Below are 15,897 nucleotides of genomic sequence, written 5' to 3'. Positions count from 1 at the left end.
CGCTCTCTGGATGCCCGGGGCGAGCCCGGGCATGACAAAAATGGGTGCTCAGCCGAGCGCGGCCAATGCCTTCGCGATCCGGGCGCCGACCCGGGCGTTGTTCTCGACCAGGGCGATGTTGGCGGTCAGGCTGCGGCCTTCGGTCAGGGCGACGATCCGGGCCAGCAGATAGGGCGTCACCGCCTTGCCGGCGATGCCATCGCGATCGGCATCGGCCAGGGCGCTGGCGATGGCGGCGTCGATCTCCGCCTCCGGCAGGGCATGCGCCTCCGGGATCGGGTTGGCGATCACGGCCCCGGCCGGGAAACCCAGCGCCGCCTGGGCCGCCAGCACGGCGGCCACCTCCTCCGGCGTGTCGCGGCGCAGGGCCAGGGCCAGGCCGCTCGACCGGCAGAAGAAGGCGGGCAGGGTGTCGGTGCCGTAGCCGATCACCGGCACGCCACGGGTCTCCAGATATTCCAGCGTCTTCGGCAGGTCGAGGATCGACTTGGCGCCGGCGCAGACCACCGCCACCGGGGTGCGCGCCAGCTCCTCCAGATCGGCGGAGATGTCGAAGCTGATCTCGGCGCCGCGATGCACGCCGCCGATGCCGCCGGTGGCGAAGACGCGGATGCCGGCGAGATTGGCGGCGATCATGGTCGCCGCCACGGTGGTGGCGCCCAGCCCGCCCGAGGCCAGGATCGCGCCCATGTCCCGGCGCGACAGCTTGGCCACGTCCTTGGCCGTCGCCAGCCGTTCGAGCAGCGCGTCGTCCAGGCCGACATGGATGCGGTTGTCGGCCACGGCGATGGTCGCCGGCACCGCGCCCTCCTCGCGGATGATGGCCTCGACCCGGCGCGCCATCTCCAGATTCTGCGGATAGGGCATGCCGTGCGAGATGATGGTGCTCTCCAGCGCCACCACCGGGCGCCCGGCGGCCAGGGCGGCGGAGACCTCGGGGGCGATCGACAGCAGGCTGTTCATCTGGATCCTCACGTGGAAAGCAGGGCGCGCCGGCGCAGCGCGTCGGCGGTCAGGGTTACGGGCACGGCGCTCGGCGCCTCCAGCGCCAGCGCCGCGGCGGCGCGGCCGAGCCGGGCGGCCTCGGCCAGCGGCAGGCCGGTGACCAGGCCGTAGAGCGTCCCGGCCATGGCGGCATCGCCGGCGCCGGTGACGTCGACCACTTGGGCCGGGCAGGCGGGGACGGTCGCCTCGCCCGCGGAGTCGGCGATCAGGGCGCCGGCGTCGCCGCGGTTCAGCACCACACGGCCTACGCCCTCGGCGCGCAGCCGGCGCAGCGCCGCCCAGGCGGTCGTCTCGTCGGTCACCGGTTGGCCGGTGATCGCCTCGGCCTCGTCGCGGTTGAGGCACAGCAGGTCGATGCGGCCCAGCAGGCCGCACAGCTTCTCGGCTTTCGGCGAGGATACGGCGTCGACCGCCACCAGCCCCGGCCGGCCCGGATGGGACAGCACGGCCGCCAGCCCCTCGGCCGGCAGGTTGGCGTCGACGAACCACGCCGAGGCCGGCCGCGCCGCCGTCAGGGCAGGGGCGAGGGCCCCAGGTCCCATCTCGTCATAGATGCCCATGTCGGCGATCGCGACCGCCATGTCGCCGTCCGGCTCCAGCACCGCGGTGTAGCTCGCGGTGCCGCTGGTCTCAGACCGGCCGACCAGGGACAGGTCGAGCCCCAGCCGTGCCATCTCCGCCAGGATCCGGTCGGCCGACGGGTCGGACCCCAAGCGGCTGACCAGGCCGACCGGCAGGCCCAGCCGGGCCAGGGTCTCGGCCACGTTGCGGGCGACGCCGCCCAGGCTGGTGCGGATCGTCACCGGGTTCGAGGTGCCCAGGCGCACGCCGCGATGGGCGCGGGCCTGGCGGTCGATATGGGCGGCGCCGAAGCACCAGACGGGCAGGGGCATGCGGTCTCTCTCGCGAACGGCCGCACCCTGCTTCGGCCGCCGCCGAAAGGCAAGATCCGGGGTTGCGAAGCGGCGCCGCAGCCGGCAGCATCCGGGGCCATGCGACGCATCGCCCTCCTGGTCGTCCTGCTGCTCGGCTGCGCGGTCCCCGTCCTGGCGGCGGACCCGCCGGCCCCGGCCGGTACCTATCGCGGGCAGGTCACCTCGGGCGGCGTGCTGGCGCCGGCAGTGCTGACCTTCCTGCCGGACCGGCATGGCGGCTGCTATCACGTCGTCGATGCCTCGGCCGGACCCTATGACGGCACGCTCAGCGACGGCCAGGCCCTGGGCGGCGGCCTCTACCGCTTCACCTGGAGCGACAAGTTCGGCATCGGCACCGTGACCTTCGCCTTCCAGGACGGCGCCGCCGCCTTCAGCGGCAAATGGTACTTCGCCGACCAGTTCGCCGGCGTCTGGCTGGCCAAGCGGGCCGAGGGCGACGATCTCTCGTGCAAGCCGGTGCCTGTGGCATCGCAGGACTGACGGCCGATTTGGCGCCGCCTCGATCCGTCCCATATCCTTGAGGCCATGCCGAGCCTTCGCCCCGACCAGTGGATCCGAGTCCAGCCCGAAGGCCTGCTGGTGGTGCCCGGGGGCTTCCATGTCGACCCGGTGCGGCCGGTCGAGCGGGCGCTGGTCACCCATGGCCATTCCGACCACGCCCGGCCGAACAACCGCGCGGTGCTGGCGACGGCGGAGACGCTGGCGATCATGCGCGCCCGCTATGGCGAGGAGGCCGGCCGCAGCCTGGAGCCGGCGACGCTCGGCGAGACCCGGCGGATCGGCGAGGTCGATGTCACCTTCGTGCCGGCTGGGCACGTCCTGGGCTCGGCCCAGATCGTGCTGGAGCATGCCGGCAGCCGCGTGGTGGTCTCCGGCGACTACAAGCGCCGGCCGGACCAGACCTGCCTGCCGTTCCAGCCGGTGATCTGCGACGTCTTCGTCACCGAGGCGACCTTCGGCCTGCCGGTGTTCCGCCACCCGCCGGACGGGGAGGAGATCGGCAAGCTGCTGCACTCCGTCGCCCTGTTCCCGGAACGCTCCCATCTCGTCGGCGTCTATGCCCTCGGCAAGGCCCAGCGGGTGATCCGGCTGCTGCGCCAGGCCGGCTGGGACCGGCCGATCTACGTCCACGGCGCGCTGCAGGCCTTGTGCGATCTCTACGAATCGCTTGGTGTTCCGCTCGGACCGCTGCGGCCGGCCACCGAGGCGTCGAAGGCCGAGCTGGCCGGGCAGATCGTGCTGGCGCCGCCCTCGGCGAGCGCCGACCGCTGGTCGCGGCGCCTGCCGGACCCGGTGGTGGCCGCCGCCTCGGGCTGGATGCGGGTGCGCCAGCGCGCCCGGCAGGGCGGGGTCGAGCTGCCGCTGATCATTTCCGACCACGCGGACTGGGACGAGCTCTGCGCCACCATTGAGGAGGTCGAGGCCGGCGAGGTCTGGGTGACCCATGGCCGGGAGGAGGCGCTGATCCATCAGGTCCGCAAATCGGGCCGCGCCGCCCGGGCCCTGGCGCTGATCGGCTTCGAGGAGGACGACGCCGCATGAAGGCGTTCGCCGCGCTGATCGAGGGGCTGGTCTATCGGCCGTCGCGCAACGGCAAGATCCGGCTGCTCACCGACTATTTCGAGCACACGCCGGACCCGGACCGCGGCTGGGCTCTGGCGGCGCTGACCGGCAATCTGAGCTTCGCCGCCGCCAAGGCCTCGACCATCCGCAACCTGACCATCGAACGGGTCGACGAGGCGCTGTTCGGCTGGTCCTACGACTTCGTCGGTGACCTGGCGGAGACCGTCGCCCTGATCTGGCCGTGGAAGCCGGGCGCCAACCGGGAGCCGAGCATCACCGAGGTGGTGGAGGAACTGCGCGCCACATCCCGCGCCGCGGCGCCGCTGCTGATCGAGCGCTGGCTCGATTCGCTGGAGGCGTCGGAGCGCTTTGCCCTCCTCAAGCTCATCACCGGCGCGCTGCGGGTCGGCGTCTCGGCCCGCCTGGCCAAGGTGGCGCTGGCGGAATGGGGCGGCCAGCCGGTCGATGACATCGAGGAGCTGTGGCACGCGCTGGAGCCGCCCTATGAGGAGCTGTTCGTCTGGCTGTCGGGGCAGGGGCCGAAGCCGGAGATCGGCGACCGCGCCACCTTCCGGCCGCTGATGCTGGCGCATCCGCTGGAGGCCGAGGATATCGCCGGGCTGGACCCCGCCGCCTACCGGGCCGAGTGGAAATGGGACGGCATCCGGGTGCAGGTGGTCGGCCGCGGCGACCGGCCGCCGCGAATCTATTCGCGCAGCGGCGACGACGTCACCGGCGCCTTTCCGGACCTGGCCGACACCGTCCGCTTCCACGCCGTGCTGGACGGCGAGCTGCTGGTGGCGCGCGATGGGGCGGTGGCGCCGTTCAACGACCTGCAGCAGCGGCTGAACCGCAAGGCGATCACCGCGCGGATGATGGAGGACTATCCGGCCTGGGTGCGGCTCTATGACATCCTGTTCGAGGGCGACGAGGATCTGCGGCCGCTGCCGCTCGACGCCCGGCGCGTCCGGCTGGAGTCCTGGATCGCGCGGGAGCGCCCGGCGCGCATGGACCTGTCGCCGCTGATCCCGTTCGAGAGCTGGGACGAGCTGGCGGCGCTGCGGGATGGCGCCCGGGCCCAGGCGATCGAGGGGCTGATGCTGAAGCGCGGCGACAGCGACTACGTCGCCGGCCGGCCAAAGGGGCCATGGTTCAAGTGGAAGCGCGGGGCGCTGACCCTCGACACCGTGCTGATGTACGTCCAGCGCGGCCACGGCAAGCGCTCCTCCTTCTACTCCGACTACACCTTTGGCACCTGGCGGACCGAGCCGGAGGGCGAGCGGCTGGTGCCGGTGGGCAAGGCCTATTTCGGCTTCACCGACGAGGAGCTGGCCCAACTCGACCGCTGGGTGCGCAACCACACGGTCAAGCGCTTCGGCCCGGTGCGCGAGGTCGAGCCGCGTCTGGTGCTGGAGGTCGCCTTCGACAGCGTCCACCGCTCCACCCGGCACAAATCCGGAGTCGCGATGCGATTCCCCCGGATCCACCGCATCCGCTGGGACAAGCCGGCGGCGGAGGCCGACCGGCTGGAAACGCTGGAGCGAATGATCGTCGAGTAATACTTCGATTTAACAACACTTTCATTTGACAAGAAATTTTATTCACATTGCCCGCGTATTCAGCGTTGACAGTCATGGCCCTCTGCGCGAGGGTCGTCTCCAAGAGTGGCCCCTCATGAAGGCCGCCGAGCACTTGATGCCAGCAGACGAGTCGCGCCCCGAAGAGGGCGAGGAGCCGTGCGCTTTCCTTGGGGAGCCTCGGCAAGGACACGGAAGGATGACATGTTGGCGAGAGACCCCAGACCGACCTCCGATCGTTCGGCCGGGCGGTGGCGGAACTGACGGCATGGCCGTCCTGTTCCCCCATCGCTTCCGTCACCGTCCGGCGCTTGTCACGCCGTCTCCCCAGAGGTCCATCATGGTTCGTTCCGAAGCGTTCACGATCGAGGTCGCGGGCGAGGCGATTGGTATCGTCGTCGCCCAGAAGCGCGGCTTCCGCTTCTACGCTTCCGATTCCCGCTTCCAGCATCTCGAGGGCCAGGAGTTCCGCTCCGTCCCGGACGCGGAGCGCGCAGCCCGGGATCTCGGGCGCACAGCACCTCTGCCGCGGGCTGTAGGCCTCGCCAGCTGAGGTCTGCCGGCCCCCCTCAGCGGGCCGGGTCGAGGACGGTGCGCAGGATCGGCGAGGCGAGGAACCGCCGGCCCAGGGCGCGCCCGGGCATCTCGATCGCGGTATAGGCCAGCCAGGTCACGGCGGCGACGATGGGGATGGTGACCGCCATCGTCAGGGCGAAGCGGATCGGCGCAGGCGTCGAGGCGCCCAGCGTCGTCGCCGCGAAGCCGGCAGCGGGCAGCAGCACCAACAGATGCGACAGGTAGATGCCGTAGGACGCCTCGCCCAGCAGGTGGAACGGGCGGCTGCCCAGCAGCGCCGACAGCCGCGACAGCACCCGGGCGAGGATGCCGCCGAGCGCGGCATGGTGGATCAGGCCGAACATCCCGAACGCGATCATCGCCCGCGCCGGCAGGGCGATCGGTCCGATCCGCCCGCCGATCGGCAGGGCGGCGAGCAGGCCGGCCAGCAGGGCGAAGAGCAGCACGGTCCGGCGCGACCGCCCGATGGCTGCGGCGCACAGCATCCCGGCCAGGAAGACGTGCAGCTTCAGCACCAGCACGGACGGCATCTCGTAGGTGGCGAAGAAGGCCGGGCTGATGCTGAACAGCAGGATGCCGGCGGCGGCGATGGCCAGGGCGCCGGCCAGCCAGCCGATGCGGCCGATGACCAGCATCAGGAATGGCAGGGCTAGGTAGTACTGCATCTCCAGCCCGATGCTCCAATCCGGCAGTGCCGTGCGGAAGCCGTAATCGGGCAGCGCGCCGAACACGAGGGAGAGGTGCAGCAGGATGTTCTGCAGGCTCTGGTCGGTGTACCGCTCCATGCTGGTCATCGAGCCCGGGACGACGGAGGCGATGTCCACCCGCGCCTCGCCGAGCCAGGGGCCGATGGCTATGGCCACCGCCAGCGCGGCGTAATAGAGCGGCGCGATCCGGAAGAATCGCCGGATCCAGAAGGCGATCCAGGTCGACGGCGCCTCCCACGGCTCGCGCGACCGGCGCTGCACGTAGTGGAACGCCATCAGGAAGCCGGAGATCATGATGAACAGGTCGACCCCGAAATCCGGGGAGGCGACCAGCGGGATGTGCCATCCGGTCAGCAGCAGCCCGTGCCCGACCAGCACCCAGAGCGACGCCAGACCGCGCAGCCCGTCCAGGCATCCGATCCGGCTGTTGTCGCCGCGGTCGGCGTTCTGCATGTGGTTCACCTGAATGCGGGCCGGTTGCCGAAATACAACGCCGCCCTACCAAATGGCTGCCGAATTCGTTGAGAGTGTGGCGGCTCAGGGGAAAACAGCGAGCCCGGCCGAGGCCGAGCGGACATTCAGGGATGTCCGGGGATCGCTGGTGCTGCCGCTGAGGATTGAACTCAGGACCTCTCCCTTACCAAGGGAGTGCTCTACCACTGAGCTACGGCAGCCCGCCCGTTCAAGGCGGCGCGGAACCTGCCATAGCGTCGGGGGTGGTGCAAGCGCTTTTCCGAGGGTGATGTCGATTACGACGCTTCCATGTCTCCCACCCTTGCGCTCCGGTTGCGAAACGGCGTCGCATCGGCCATACCAAAGCCGAAATGACCGATCAGCGTCGTCCCCCGAACGCCAAGCCCGCATCGCCGTCGCGCCAGGAGCGCGAGGCGGCGGCGCTGCGCGCCAACCTGGCGCGGCGCAAGGCGCAGAGCCGGGGGCGGGCGGCGGTCGAGGACGAGGCGGGCGCGCCGGGCGGGGAGTCCGGCCGCGACGATCGAGAGACGAGGGGTTAAGGCCGTGGCGATCATGTCCGATATCTGGATCCGCGAACGGGCGCTCCAGGACAAGATGATCGAGCCCTTCGTCGAGCAGCAGAAGCGCGAGGGCACCATCTCCTTCGGCCTGTCGAGCTACGGCTACGACGCCCGCGTCTCCGACGAGTTCCTGGTCTTCACCAATGTCGACAGCGCCCTGGTCGACCCGAAGAACTTCGACCCGAAGAGCTTCGTCGAGCGCAAGGGGCCGGTCTGCATCATCCCGCCGAACAGCTTCGCCCTGGCGCGGACGGTCGAATATTTCCGCATCCCGCGCGACGTGCTGGTGATCTGCCTGGGCAAGTCGACCTATGCCCGCTGCGGCATCATCGTCAACGTCACGCCGCTGGAGCCGGAGTGGGAGGGCCATGTGACGCTGGAGTTCTCCAACACCACGCCGCTGCCGGCGAAGATCTACGCCAATGAGGGCGCCTGCCAGTTCCTGTTCCTCAAGGGCGACCAGCCCTGCGAGGTCTCCTATGCCGACCGGGCCGGCAAGTATATGGGCCAGCGCGGCGTGACGTTGCCGAAGCTGTAGCCGCACCGCATTCCAGGGCCCGGGGGAGCCAGTATGGACAAGATTCGTATCCGGGGCGGGCAGCCCCTGCGGGGCCGGCTTCCGATCAGCGGGGCGAAGAACGCGGCGCTGCCGCTGATGACGGCGGCGCTGCTGTCGGACGAGCCGCTGACCCTGACCAACCTGCCGCATCTGGTCGACATCTCCACCCTGGCGACGCTGCTGGCCCAGCATGGCGTCGAGATCGCGCTGAACGGCGCCGATTCCGACGGCGCCCAGGGCCGGGTGATCGAGCTGACGGCGCGGCGCATCCGCAGCACCACCGCCCCCTACGACCTGGTGCGCAAGATGCGCGCCAGCGTGCTGGTGCTGGGGCCGCTGGTGGCGCGCGAGGGCCATGCCAAGGTGTCGCTGCCCGGCGGCTGCGCCATCGGCACCCGGCCGGTCGACCTGCACATCATGGGGCTGGAGCAGCTCGGCGCCGAGATCGAGGTGACCGAGGGCTACATCAACGCCCGCGCCCCGAACGGGCTGCAGGGCGCCCGAATCGTGTTCCCCAAGGTCTCGGTCGGCGCCACCGAGAACCTGATGATGGCGGCGTCGCTGGCCCGCGGCGAGACCGTGCTGGTCAACGCCGCGCGCGAGCCGGAGATCGTCGACCTGGCCGCCTGCCTGACGGCCATGGGCGCCGAGATCGAGGGCGCGGGCACCGACACCATCCGAATCCAGGGCCGGGAACGGCTGCACCGGGCGACGCACCGCATCGTCGCCGACCGGATCGAGACAGGCACCTACGTCATGGCCGCCGCCGCGACCGGCGGCGAGGTCGAGCTGGTCGGCACCAGCCTGCACCTGATCGAGGCGGCGGCGGATTCGCTGCGCGGCGCCGGGGTCGAGTTCGAGCCGACGGCGGACGGCTTCAAGGTCCGCCGCAGCGGCGACCTGATCGGCGTCGACGTGATGACCGAGCCCTATCCCGGCTTCCCGACCGACCTGCAGGCCCAGATGATGGGGCTGATGACGGTGGCCAAGGGCGCGTCGATGATCACCGAGACGATCTTCGAGAACCGCTTCATGCATGTGCCGGAGCTGGCGCGGATGGGCGCCAACGTCACCATCCACGGCGCCTCGGCCCTGGTGCGCGGCGTGCCGAAGCTGACCGGCGCCCCGGTGATGGCGACCGACCTGCGGGCCAGCGTCTCGCTGGTCATCGCCGGCCTCGTCGCCCAGGGCGAGACCGTGCTGAACCGGGTCTACCACCTCGACCGCGGCTATGAGCGGCTGGAGGAGAAGCTGGCCGGCTGCGGCGCCGACATCACCCGGCTCAAGGGCGACTGAGATGGCCGCCGACACGACCGTTCCCCTGCGCCTGCGGGCCCGCGACGCCGACGACCTGGCGGTGCTGTCCGCGGCGCTGCAGGATGCGATCGTGCCGGTGCACGACATCACCTTCCTGCGGCGCGAGCGCAGCTTCGTCATGGCGGTGAACCGCTTCCGCTGGGAGGAGCCGGCGCAGCTGGTCGAGGGGCAGGAGTTCTGGCAGCGCACCCTGTGCGGCGTGCGCTTCCAGGGCATCGAGTCGGTGCAGAGTCGCAAGCTGGACCTGCAGGATCGCGGCCGGATGCTGGACCTGCTGGCGGTGACGGCAGAGGAGGGCGGCATCCTGCTGAGCTTCGCCGACGACGTGGCGCTGCGCCTGGCCGCCCCGGCCATCGACGTGATGCTGGAGGATCGCGGCGAGCCCTGGCCGACCCCGCTGAAGCCTCAGCACCCGGAGGACTGACCCGGCGGTCAGTCCAGCCCGCCCTGGGCGCGGAAATGGCCGCGGATGCGCTGGGTCAGCTCGACGAAGCGCGGATCGCCCATCACGTCCAGCGACCGCGGCTTCGGCAGCGGCACGCCGTAGATCGCGGCGATCGATCCCGGCCGCTCGCTCATCACCAGCACCCGGTCGGCCAGGAACACCGCCTCCGGGATCGAATGGGTGATCAAGAGGATGGTCTTGCGCGTCTCGCGCTGGATCCGCTGCAGCTCGACATTCATCCGCTCCCGCGTCATGGCGTCGAGCGCGCCGAAGGGCTCGTCCATCAGCACGATCGACGGGTCGGTCACCAGCGCCCGGCACAGCGACACCCGCTGCTGCATGCCGCCGGACAGCTGCCAGGGCAGCTTGGTCTCGAACCCCTCCAGCCCGACCATGCGCAGCAACTGGCGCGCCCGCTCCAGATGCGGGGCGCGGGGCAGGCGCTTGACCTCCACCGGCATCATCACATTGGCCAGCACGTTGCGCCACGGCAGCAGCAATGCGCTCTGGAACACGATGCCGGCATCGCCATGCGGCCGGTCGACGGCGCGGCCGCCCAGCCGGATCCGCCCGGTGCTGGGCGGCAGCAGGCCGGCGATCATCCGCAGCAGTGTGGACTTGCCGCAGCCGGACGGGCCGACCAGCACCAGGAACTCGCCCTCGTCGATGGTGAAGTCCAGCGGCGCCAGCGACGGCACTTCGCCGTCGCGGGTCCGGTAGGTCTTCGACACGCCCTCGACGGCGATGACGGCGGGCCTGGATGCCCCCGCCGTCTCGACCATCTGCAGTTTCGCCTTCCCCATCCGCGTCACTTCGGCAGGAAGTCGTTGGTGTAGAAGGCCTTCGGGTCCTTCGCCGCGTCGGCGTCGACGCCGCCATACTCGACCAGCAGCTTGACCGTCTCGGCCATGTTGGCGTCGGTCACCTGGAACGGCCGCCGGCCCTGCGTCTCGTCGGTCCGGTACAGCGGGATGGTGCGCTCGAACCCTTCCTGCAGCGTGTCCGGCTTGCCGGCCTTGGGCAGGGCGGCCAGCACCGCGGCGGTGGCGTCGGCCGGCGCCTTCTCCGCCGCCTCGACCGACTGGGTGGTCGCCGTCATGAAGCGCCGGATCAGGTCCGGGTTCTCGGTCACCAGATCCTTCTGCACGACGATGCCGGAGGACACCATGTTCACCCCGTAATCGGCGAACATGATCGGGGTGACGTCCTTGCCGGTCGCGTCCTTGATCTTCATGCTCTGGTCCATCGAATAGCCCAGCAGCAGGTCGGCCTGGCCATTGATCACGGCGTTCAGCTTGGTCTGGGCGTCGCCCGAGACGGTGCGGAAATCGCTCTCCTTCAGCCCGGTCTTCTGCAGGAAGAAGGGCCAGATCTGCGACATCGAATCGCCGGGCGTGGTGGCCACGGTCTTGCCCTTGATGTCCTCCGGCTTGCGGATGTTCTTGTCGGTGAAGCCCATCACCGACATCGGGCTCTTCTGCAGCAGCACGCCGACCGAGACCAGCGGCGCGCCCTTGGCCGCCGCCTTGATCATCGTCGGCACGTCGAAATAGCCGAACTGGACGGTGCCGGCGGCCACCGCCTGGGCGGTCATGGCCGAGCCGCGGCCCTCCTGGATCTCCAGGTCGATGCCCTGGTCGGCGTAGAAGCCCTTGGCCTTGCCCAGGAAGAACGGCGCGTGCTCGCCATACACATACCAGTTCAGCATCAGCACGACCTTGTCGGCCGCCATGGCCGGGCCGGCGGCGAGCAGCACGCCGAGGGCGATCAGCAGGCTCCGGATCATGATTTTGCTCCCTCCCTGTTGTTCGTATCTGCCGCCTCAGGCGGCGAGAACCAGGTCCCGCCGCCGGCTGGCATGCCACGGGATCACCAGCCGCTCGACCAGGTCGACCAGCCAGAACAGCACCACGCCCAGCACCGCCAGGATCACCAGCGCCGCGAACATGGTCGGCAGCTCGAAATTGCCGATCGAGCGCTGCAGCACGAAGCCGATGCCGGAATTGGCGCCGACGAACTCGCCGACCACGGCGCCGACCACCGCCAGCGTCACCGAGACCTTGAGGCCGGAGAAGATCGCCGGCATCGCCGCCGGCAGCCCGACCATGCGGAAGATCTGCCAGCGGCTGGCGGCCATGGCCCGGGCCAGGTCCAGCGTGTCGGGGTCGAGCGACTTGAAGCCCTGCACGGCCGAGACCACCACCGGGAAGAAGCCCAGCAGGAAGGCCGAGATCACCTTGGGCTCCAGCCCGAAGCCGAACCACACGACGAAGAGCGGCGCGATCGCCACCTTCGGGATCGACTGCGAGAACACCAGCAGCGGGTAGACATAGGCCTCGACCGTGCGGGAGCCGGCGATCAGCATCGCCAGCGGGATGCCGATGACGGCGGAGAGCAGGAAGCCCAGCACGGTGGCGACGGTGGTGGGCACCGCCTGCGACAGCAGCTCCGGCCCGTCGCGCCACAGGGTGACGATGACGTCCTTGGGCGCGGGCACCTGATAGGGCGGCAGGTGGAACAGCCGAATCGCCAGGTCCCACAGCGCGATGATGATCAGCAGCAGGATCAGGGGCCGGACCCAGCCGGCCTGCAGCAGGCCAAAAGCGCGGTCACGGGCGCTTCGCGATCCCATCGGCGTCTCCCGGTCTCGGGCTTCTGGCTGGCCCGGCAGAAATTAACTCGTTGGTTAAAATCCTGCTGTGGAGACGGGCAGGGGTCAAGAGGGGGATCGAGGCGGGAGCGTCCTGTGTGCGACCTTCCCCGTCGGCCGGAGAGGGCGGAATCGCGTGAGCGGCACCGGGTGAGGGCGGAGCCCGGCCTCGACAAAACCCCTTCACCCGGAGGCGCAAGCGCCTCCGACCTCTCCCGCAGGCGAGACCTTTTCAAAATGTCTTTCGGATCGTCTCGGAGGCTCTCAACGATCTTGGCCAGGAGCAAAATGAGTCCCCCCTCCCCCTGCGGGAGGGGGTAGGGGGAGGGGGTTCGTGCCTGTGCAACCGGAGAGATGGTTGACACTATGGACCGGGGACATGGTTGACAGTTTCCACGGTTTGTTCTGGTGCTGCAGGGCGGCCCGGCCGGGCCGCCCTATAGCGGCGAAGCGTTCGAGTGTTACGGTCGATCAGGCCGAGATCGACGTCTGCGAAGCGGACGATCCAGTCGCCGGACTGGGTCTCGGCGACGCCGACGGTTTCGCCGATCAGGGCCTGGGAGATGAAGACCTTGTCGCCCTGCCATTTGATGTCGCCGGCGGACCGGACACGGCGGACGGCATGATCGGGATCGTACCAGGGCTCCTCGATCCGGTTGGGATAGAGCCGTGGCGAGTGGCAGTAACGGCTGGCTGGGGTGTTCTGGTCGAGAGCCTCGTGTGGACGGATGTGATTGAAGCTGTGGCGGAAGGCATCGAACCGGGCCTGCTGCGCGGCGATGCAGTCGGCCNGTTCGAGTGTTACGGTCGATCAGGCCGAGATCGACGTCTGCGAAGCGGACGATCCAGTCGCCGGACTGGGTCTCGGCGACGCCGACGGTTTCGCCGATCAGGGCCTGGGAGATGAAGACCTTGTCGCCCTGCCATTTGATGTCGCCGGCGGACCGGACACGGCGGACGGCATGATCGGGATCGTACCAGGGCTCCTCGATCCGGTTGGGATAGAGCCGTGGCGAGCGGCAGTAACGGCTGGCTGGGGTGTTCTGGTCGAGAGCCTCGTGTGGACGGATGTGATTGAAGCTGTGGCGGAAGGCATCGAACCGGGCCTGCTGCGCGGCGATGCAGTCGGCCGGCGGCCGAGCCGTCTCCCGCTTCAGCGTGCCGTGCATGCGCTCGTGCCGGCCGTTCTGCTGCGGGCACCCCGGCGCGATCCGCTCCAGCCGCAGGCCGAGCTTGATCCAGGACACCGACAGCCGGCTCAGACCGCCGGCCCCGGAGGTGGCGAAGGGCGGCCCGTTGTCGCTGCGGATCGCCCGCGGCAGCCCATGCTCGCGCAGCGCCCGCTCGACCACCGGCGCCACCCCTTCGGTGGTCGGCGCCACCACCTGGCAGGCGATCAGGTAGCGGCTGTCGGCATCGCTCAGCGTCAGCGGATCGCAGCGCTCCCCGTCTCGGGTCCGGAACCAGCCTTTGAAGTCGATGCACCAGACGTCGTTCGGCGCCGACACCTCCAGGAATGGCCGGGTCACAGGCTGTGCCGTCCGCCGCCGCCGGCGCGGCTCGCTCAAACCCTCCCGCCGCAGCAGATCGCCGATCGTCGATGCTGCCGGCCAGACCTGGCCGGGCTCATGCCGCTTCAGCCACGCCTGCAGCTTCTTCGGCCCCCAATAGGGCCACTGCCGCCGCAGCTCCACGATCCGCGCCGCCACCCCCAGCTCCAGTGTCTGCGGCCTGACATGCGGGGCCCGCGACCGCGCCTGCAGTCCCGGCCAGCCCTCCGACCGCCAACGCCGCACCAGCTCGTATCCCGTCTCACGGCTGATCCCGAAGCGCTCACACAGCACCGTCATCGGCTCGCCTCCCGCAAGATACGACACGATGAACCCTATCTTCTCGTCCTCCACGCAGGTCTCCATCCACGGCATCGGCAAGCCCTCCCTTGCCGTCCAGGAAACCTGTCAACCATCTCTCCGGTCCAATCTGTCCAGACTCTCGCCGGTTCGGACCGNCCCGCAAGATACGACACGATGAACCCTATCTTCTCGTCCTCCACGCAGGTCTCCATCCACGGCATCGGCAAGCCCTCCCTTGCCGTCCAGGAAACCTGTCAACCATCTCTCCGGTCCAATCTGTCCAGACTCTCGCCGGTTCGGACCGTGCCGCAGGAACCGGCGTCCCAGCGCCTCAGCCGCCGAAGCGCTTCTTCAGGGCGTCGAAGCCGGTCTGGAACACGCCCTGGCCGATCAGCTTGCGCATCGCCGCCTCGTTCTCGGCGGTCACGTCGAACTCGGCGGTCCATTCGGCGAAGCTGCGGTCGCCGTCGGTCACCGGCAGCAGGCGCAGCGTGGCGACGTAGTTCTCGACCGGCATCGGCGCCGCCAGGATGGTGTAGGTGACGCTGTGGTCGGAATCCGACAGGGTCAGCAGCTTCTCGCGGATGGTGCCGCCATTGCCGGCCAGCTCCATGCTGCGGACGCAGCCGATGCGGTCGGACGAGCCGCCGTTCTCGACCTTGCTGCTGGCGATGGCGGGATGCCAGTCGGGCAGGGCGTTGAAGTCGCGGATCGCCTGCCACAGCGTCTCGACCGGGGCGTTGATCACGCTGCTGGTGGTCACTCGGATCATGACGGCGTTTCCTCCTGGCGCGATGTTTGGCTGCGAGCTTACGGGAAACCGGGCGAAAAGAACTTCGCCCTTAGAACGAGACCTGCTTGAAGGCGCGGGTCTGGGCGGTCAGGGCCTGCTCGGTCGGCAGCCGCTCCATCGAGCTGGCGCCGTAGAAGCCGTGACAGTGCCTGCAGCGCTGCAGCACATAGGCGGCGTCCTCGGGCATCGCGATCGGCCCGCCATGGCACAGCACGATGATGTCTGGCCGCACCGCCAGCGCCGCCGCGGCCCAGTCGTCGATCAGGGCCACGCAATCGTCCAGCGTCTTGGCCGTCTCGGCGCCGATCGCGCCGCCGGTGGTCAGGCCCATATGCGGCACGATGATGTCGGCCCCGGCCTCGGCCATCGCCACCGCCTCATCGGCCGAGAACACATAGGGCGTGGTCAGCAGGTCGAGGGCATGGGCGCGGGCGATCATCTCGACCTCCAGCCCATAGCCCATCCCCGTCTCCTCCAGGTTTTGGCGGAAGGTGCCGTCGATCAGCCCGACGGTGGGGAAGTTCTGCACCCCGGCGAAGCCCATGGCCTTGAGCTCGGCCAGAAAATGGTCGGTCAGCAGGAACGGATCGGTGCCGTTGACCCCGGCGATGACCGGCGTCTTCTTCACCACCGGCAGCACCTCGCGCGCCATCTCGACCACGATCTCGTTGGCGTTGCCATAGGCCAGCAGGCCGGCGAGCGAGCCGCGGCCGGCCATGCGGTAGCGGCCGGAATTGTAGATCACGATCAGGTCGATGCCGCCGTCCTCCTCGCATTTGGCGGAGAGGCCGGTGCCGGCGCCGCCGCCGACGATCGGCTCGCGCCGTTCGACCATGCGGCGGAATTTGGCCAGGAGGTCGGCGCGGGCGAAGCGGGTCATGGC

16 protein-coding genes, 1 tRNA gene and 1 pseudogene are annotated in these 15,897 nt (G+C 69.7%); 8 read left to right on the top strand and 10 right to left on the bottom strand.

Going from position 1 to position 15,897, the window contains the following annotated elements:
• Positions 1–48: 48 nt before the first annotated feature.
• Both BWR60_RS11255 and BWR60_RS36965 read right to left on the bottom strand, forming a co-directional pair.
• Positions 49–963 carry a pseudouridine-5'-phosphate glycosidase gene (locus BWR60_RS11255; RefSeq protein ID WP_088151109.1) on the bottom strand — a complete coding sequence of 305 codons (915 nt, stop codon included), beginning with the start codon at positions 961–963 and terminating at the stop codon, positions 49–51.
• 8 nt (positions 964–971) lie between these two features.
• Positions 972–1,898 carry a carbohydrate kinase family protein gene (locus BWR60_RS36965; RefSeq protein WP_179221718.1) on the bottom strand — a complete coding sequence of 309 codons (927 nt, stop codon included), beginning with the start codon at positions 1,896–1,898 and terminating at the stop codon, positions 972–974.
• A gap of 99 nt (positions 1,899–1,997) precedes the next feature.
• On the opposite strand from BWR60_RS36965, the gene BWR60_RS36960 reads away from it, so the two are divergent.
• The 4 genes from BWR60_RS36960 (at position 1,998) to BWR60_RS11235 (ending at position 5,633) form a co-directional block, all read left to right on the top strand.
• Positions 1,998–2,420: a hypothetical protein gene (locus tag BWR60_RS36960; RefSeq protein WP_179221717.1), complete on the top strand. Its 423-nt coding sequence runs from the start codon at positions 1,998–2,000 to the stop codon at positions 2,418–2,420.
• Positions 2,421–2,465: 45 nt separating this feature from the next.
• Positions 2,466–3,482 (top strand): ligase-associated DNA damage response exonuclease, encoded by a 1,017-nt coding sequence (locus BWR60_RS11245; protein ID WP_088151107.1) that lies wholly within the window; start codon positions 2,466–2,468, stop codon positions 3,480–3,482.
• Positions 3,479–5,062 (top strand): cisplatin damage response ATP-dependent DNA ligase, encoded by a 1,584-nt coding sequence (locus tag BWR60_RS11240; protein ID WP_088151106.1) that lies wholly within the window; start codon positions 3,479–3,481, stop codon positions 5,060–5,062. The genes BWR60_RS11245 and BWR60_RS11240 overlap by 4 nt, the downstream gene beginning before the upstream one ends.
• Positions 5,063–5,348: 286 nt before the next feature.
• Positions 5,349–5,633 (top strand): hypothetical protein, encoded by a 285-nt coding sequence (locus tag BWR60_RS11235; protein WP_230983021.1) that lies wholly within the window; start codon positions 5,349–5,351, stop codon positions 5,631–5,633.
• A 16-nt stretch (positions 5,634–5,649) separates the two neighbouring features.
• Here BWR60_RS11235 and BWR60_RS11230 read toward each other — a convergent pair whose 3' ends face one another.
• Together BWR60_RS11230 and BWR60_RS11225 are read right to left on the bottom strand one after the other, a co-directional pair.
• The gene (locus tag BWR60_RS11230; protein WP_088151105.1) at positions 5,650–6,816 is read right to left on the bottom strand and encodes an acyltransferase family protein; all 1,167 of its coding nucleotides are present in this window, start codon (positions 6,814–6,816) and stop codon (positions 5,650–5,652) included.
• Between the two features lie 146 nt (positions 6,817–6,962).
• Positions 6,963–7,037: transfer RNA gene (locus BWR60_RS11225), tRNA-Thr, on the bottom strand.
• A 150-nt stretch (positions 7,038–7,187) separates the two neighbouring features.
• Between BWR60_RS11225 and BWR60_RS11220 the strand changes: the two genes are divergently transcribed.
• Genes BWR60_RS11220 through BWR60_RS11205 form a run of 4 tightly spaced genes read left to right on the top strand, consistent with a single transcriptional unit; the run spans position 7,188 to position 9,697 of the window.
• A complete protein-coding gene (locus tag BWR60_RS11220) occupies positions 7,188–7,376 on the top strand; it encodes a hypothetical protein (RefSeq protein ID WP_088151104.1) in 189 nt (62 codons plus the stop codon).
• A gap of 13 nt (positions 7,377–7,389) precedes the next feature.
• Complete coding sequence (dcd, locus tag BWR60_RS11215; protein WP_429913022.1) at positions 7,390–7,935, top strand: dCTP deaminase; 546 nt, start codon at positions 7,390–7,392, stop codon at positions 7,933–7,935.
• Positions 7,936–7,968: 33 nt separating this feature from the next.
• On the top strand, positions 7,969–9,252 hold the full coding sequence (murA, locus tag BWR60_RS11210) for a UDP-N-acetylglucosamine 1-carboxyvinyltransferase (RefSeq protein ID WP_034844480.1): 1,284 nt from the start codon (positions 7,969–7,971) through the stop codon (positions 9,250–9,252).
• A gap of 1 nt (position 9,253) precedes the next feature.
• Positions 9,254–9,697: a DUF2948 family protein gene (locus tag BWR60_RS11205; RefSeq protein ID WP_088151103.1), complete on the top strand. Its 444-nt coding sequence runs from the start codon at positions 9,254–9,256 to the stop codon at positions 9,695–9,697.
• 8 nt (positions 9,698–9,705) lie between these two features.
• Here the strand turns inward: BWR60_RS11205 and BWR60_RS11200 are convergent, their stop codons facing one another.
• The 6 genes and pseudogenes from BWR60_RS11200 to BWR60_RS11175 form a co-directional block, all read right to left on the bottom strand.
• A complete protein-coding gene (locus BWR60_RS11200) occupies positions 9,706–10,521 on the bottom strand; it encodes an ABC transporter ATP-binding protein (protein ID WP_088151102.1) in 816 nt (271 codons plus the stop codon).
• 5 nt (positions 10,522–10,526) lie between these two features.
• On the bottom strand, positions 10,527–11,504 hold the full coding sequence (locus BWR60_RS11195; RefSeq protein ID WP_088151101.1) for an ABC transporter substrate-binding protein: 978 nt from the start codon (positions 11,502–11,504) through the stop codon (positions 10,527–10,529).
• A 36-nt stretch (positions 11,505–11,540) separates the two neighbouring features.
• On the bottom strand, positions 11,541–12,350 hold the full coding sequence (locus BWR60_RS11190; RefSeq protein WP_088151100.1) for an ABC transporter permease: 810 nt from the start codon (positions 12,348–12,350) through the stop codon (positions 11,541–11,543).
• Positions 12,351–13,150: 800 nt separating this feature from the next.
• Positions 13,151–14,293: pseudogene (locus tag BWR60_RS11185) on the bottom strand (integrase core domain-containing protein); the annotation flags it as partial.
• Between the two features lie 259 nt (positions 14,294–14,552).
• A complete protein-coding gene (locus BWR60_RS11180) occupies positions 14,553–14,993 on the bottom strand; it encodes an SRPBCC family protein (protein WP_088151098.1) in 441 nt (146 codons plus the stop codon).
• Between the two features lie 70 nt (positions 14,994–15,063).
• Positions 15,064–15,894: a phosphoenolpyruvate hydrolase family protein gene (locus BWR60_RS11175; RefSeq protein WP_088151097.1), complete on the bottom strand. Its 831-nt coding sequence runs from the start codon at positions 15,892–15,894 to the stop codon at positions 15,064–15,066.
• Between the last annotated feature and the right edge of the window lie 3 nt (positions 15,895–15,897).

Origin of the sequence: Inquilinus limosus, from assembly GCF_002195995.1 — a bacterium.
Taxonomy (GTDB): Bacteria; Pseudomonadota; Alphaproteobacteria; order DSM-16000; family Inquilinaceae; genus Inquilinus; species Inquilinus limosus_C.
Note: the sequence above shows the minus strand (reverse complement) of the source record. Positions and strands in the feature narration are given on the sequence as shown.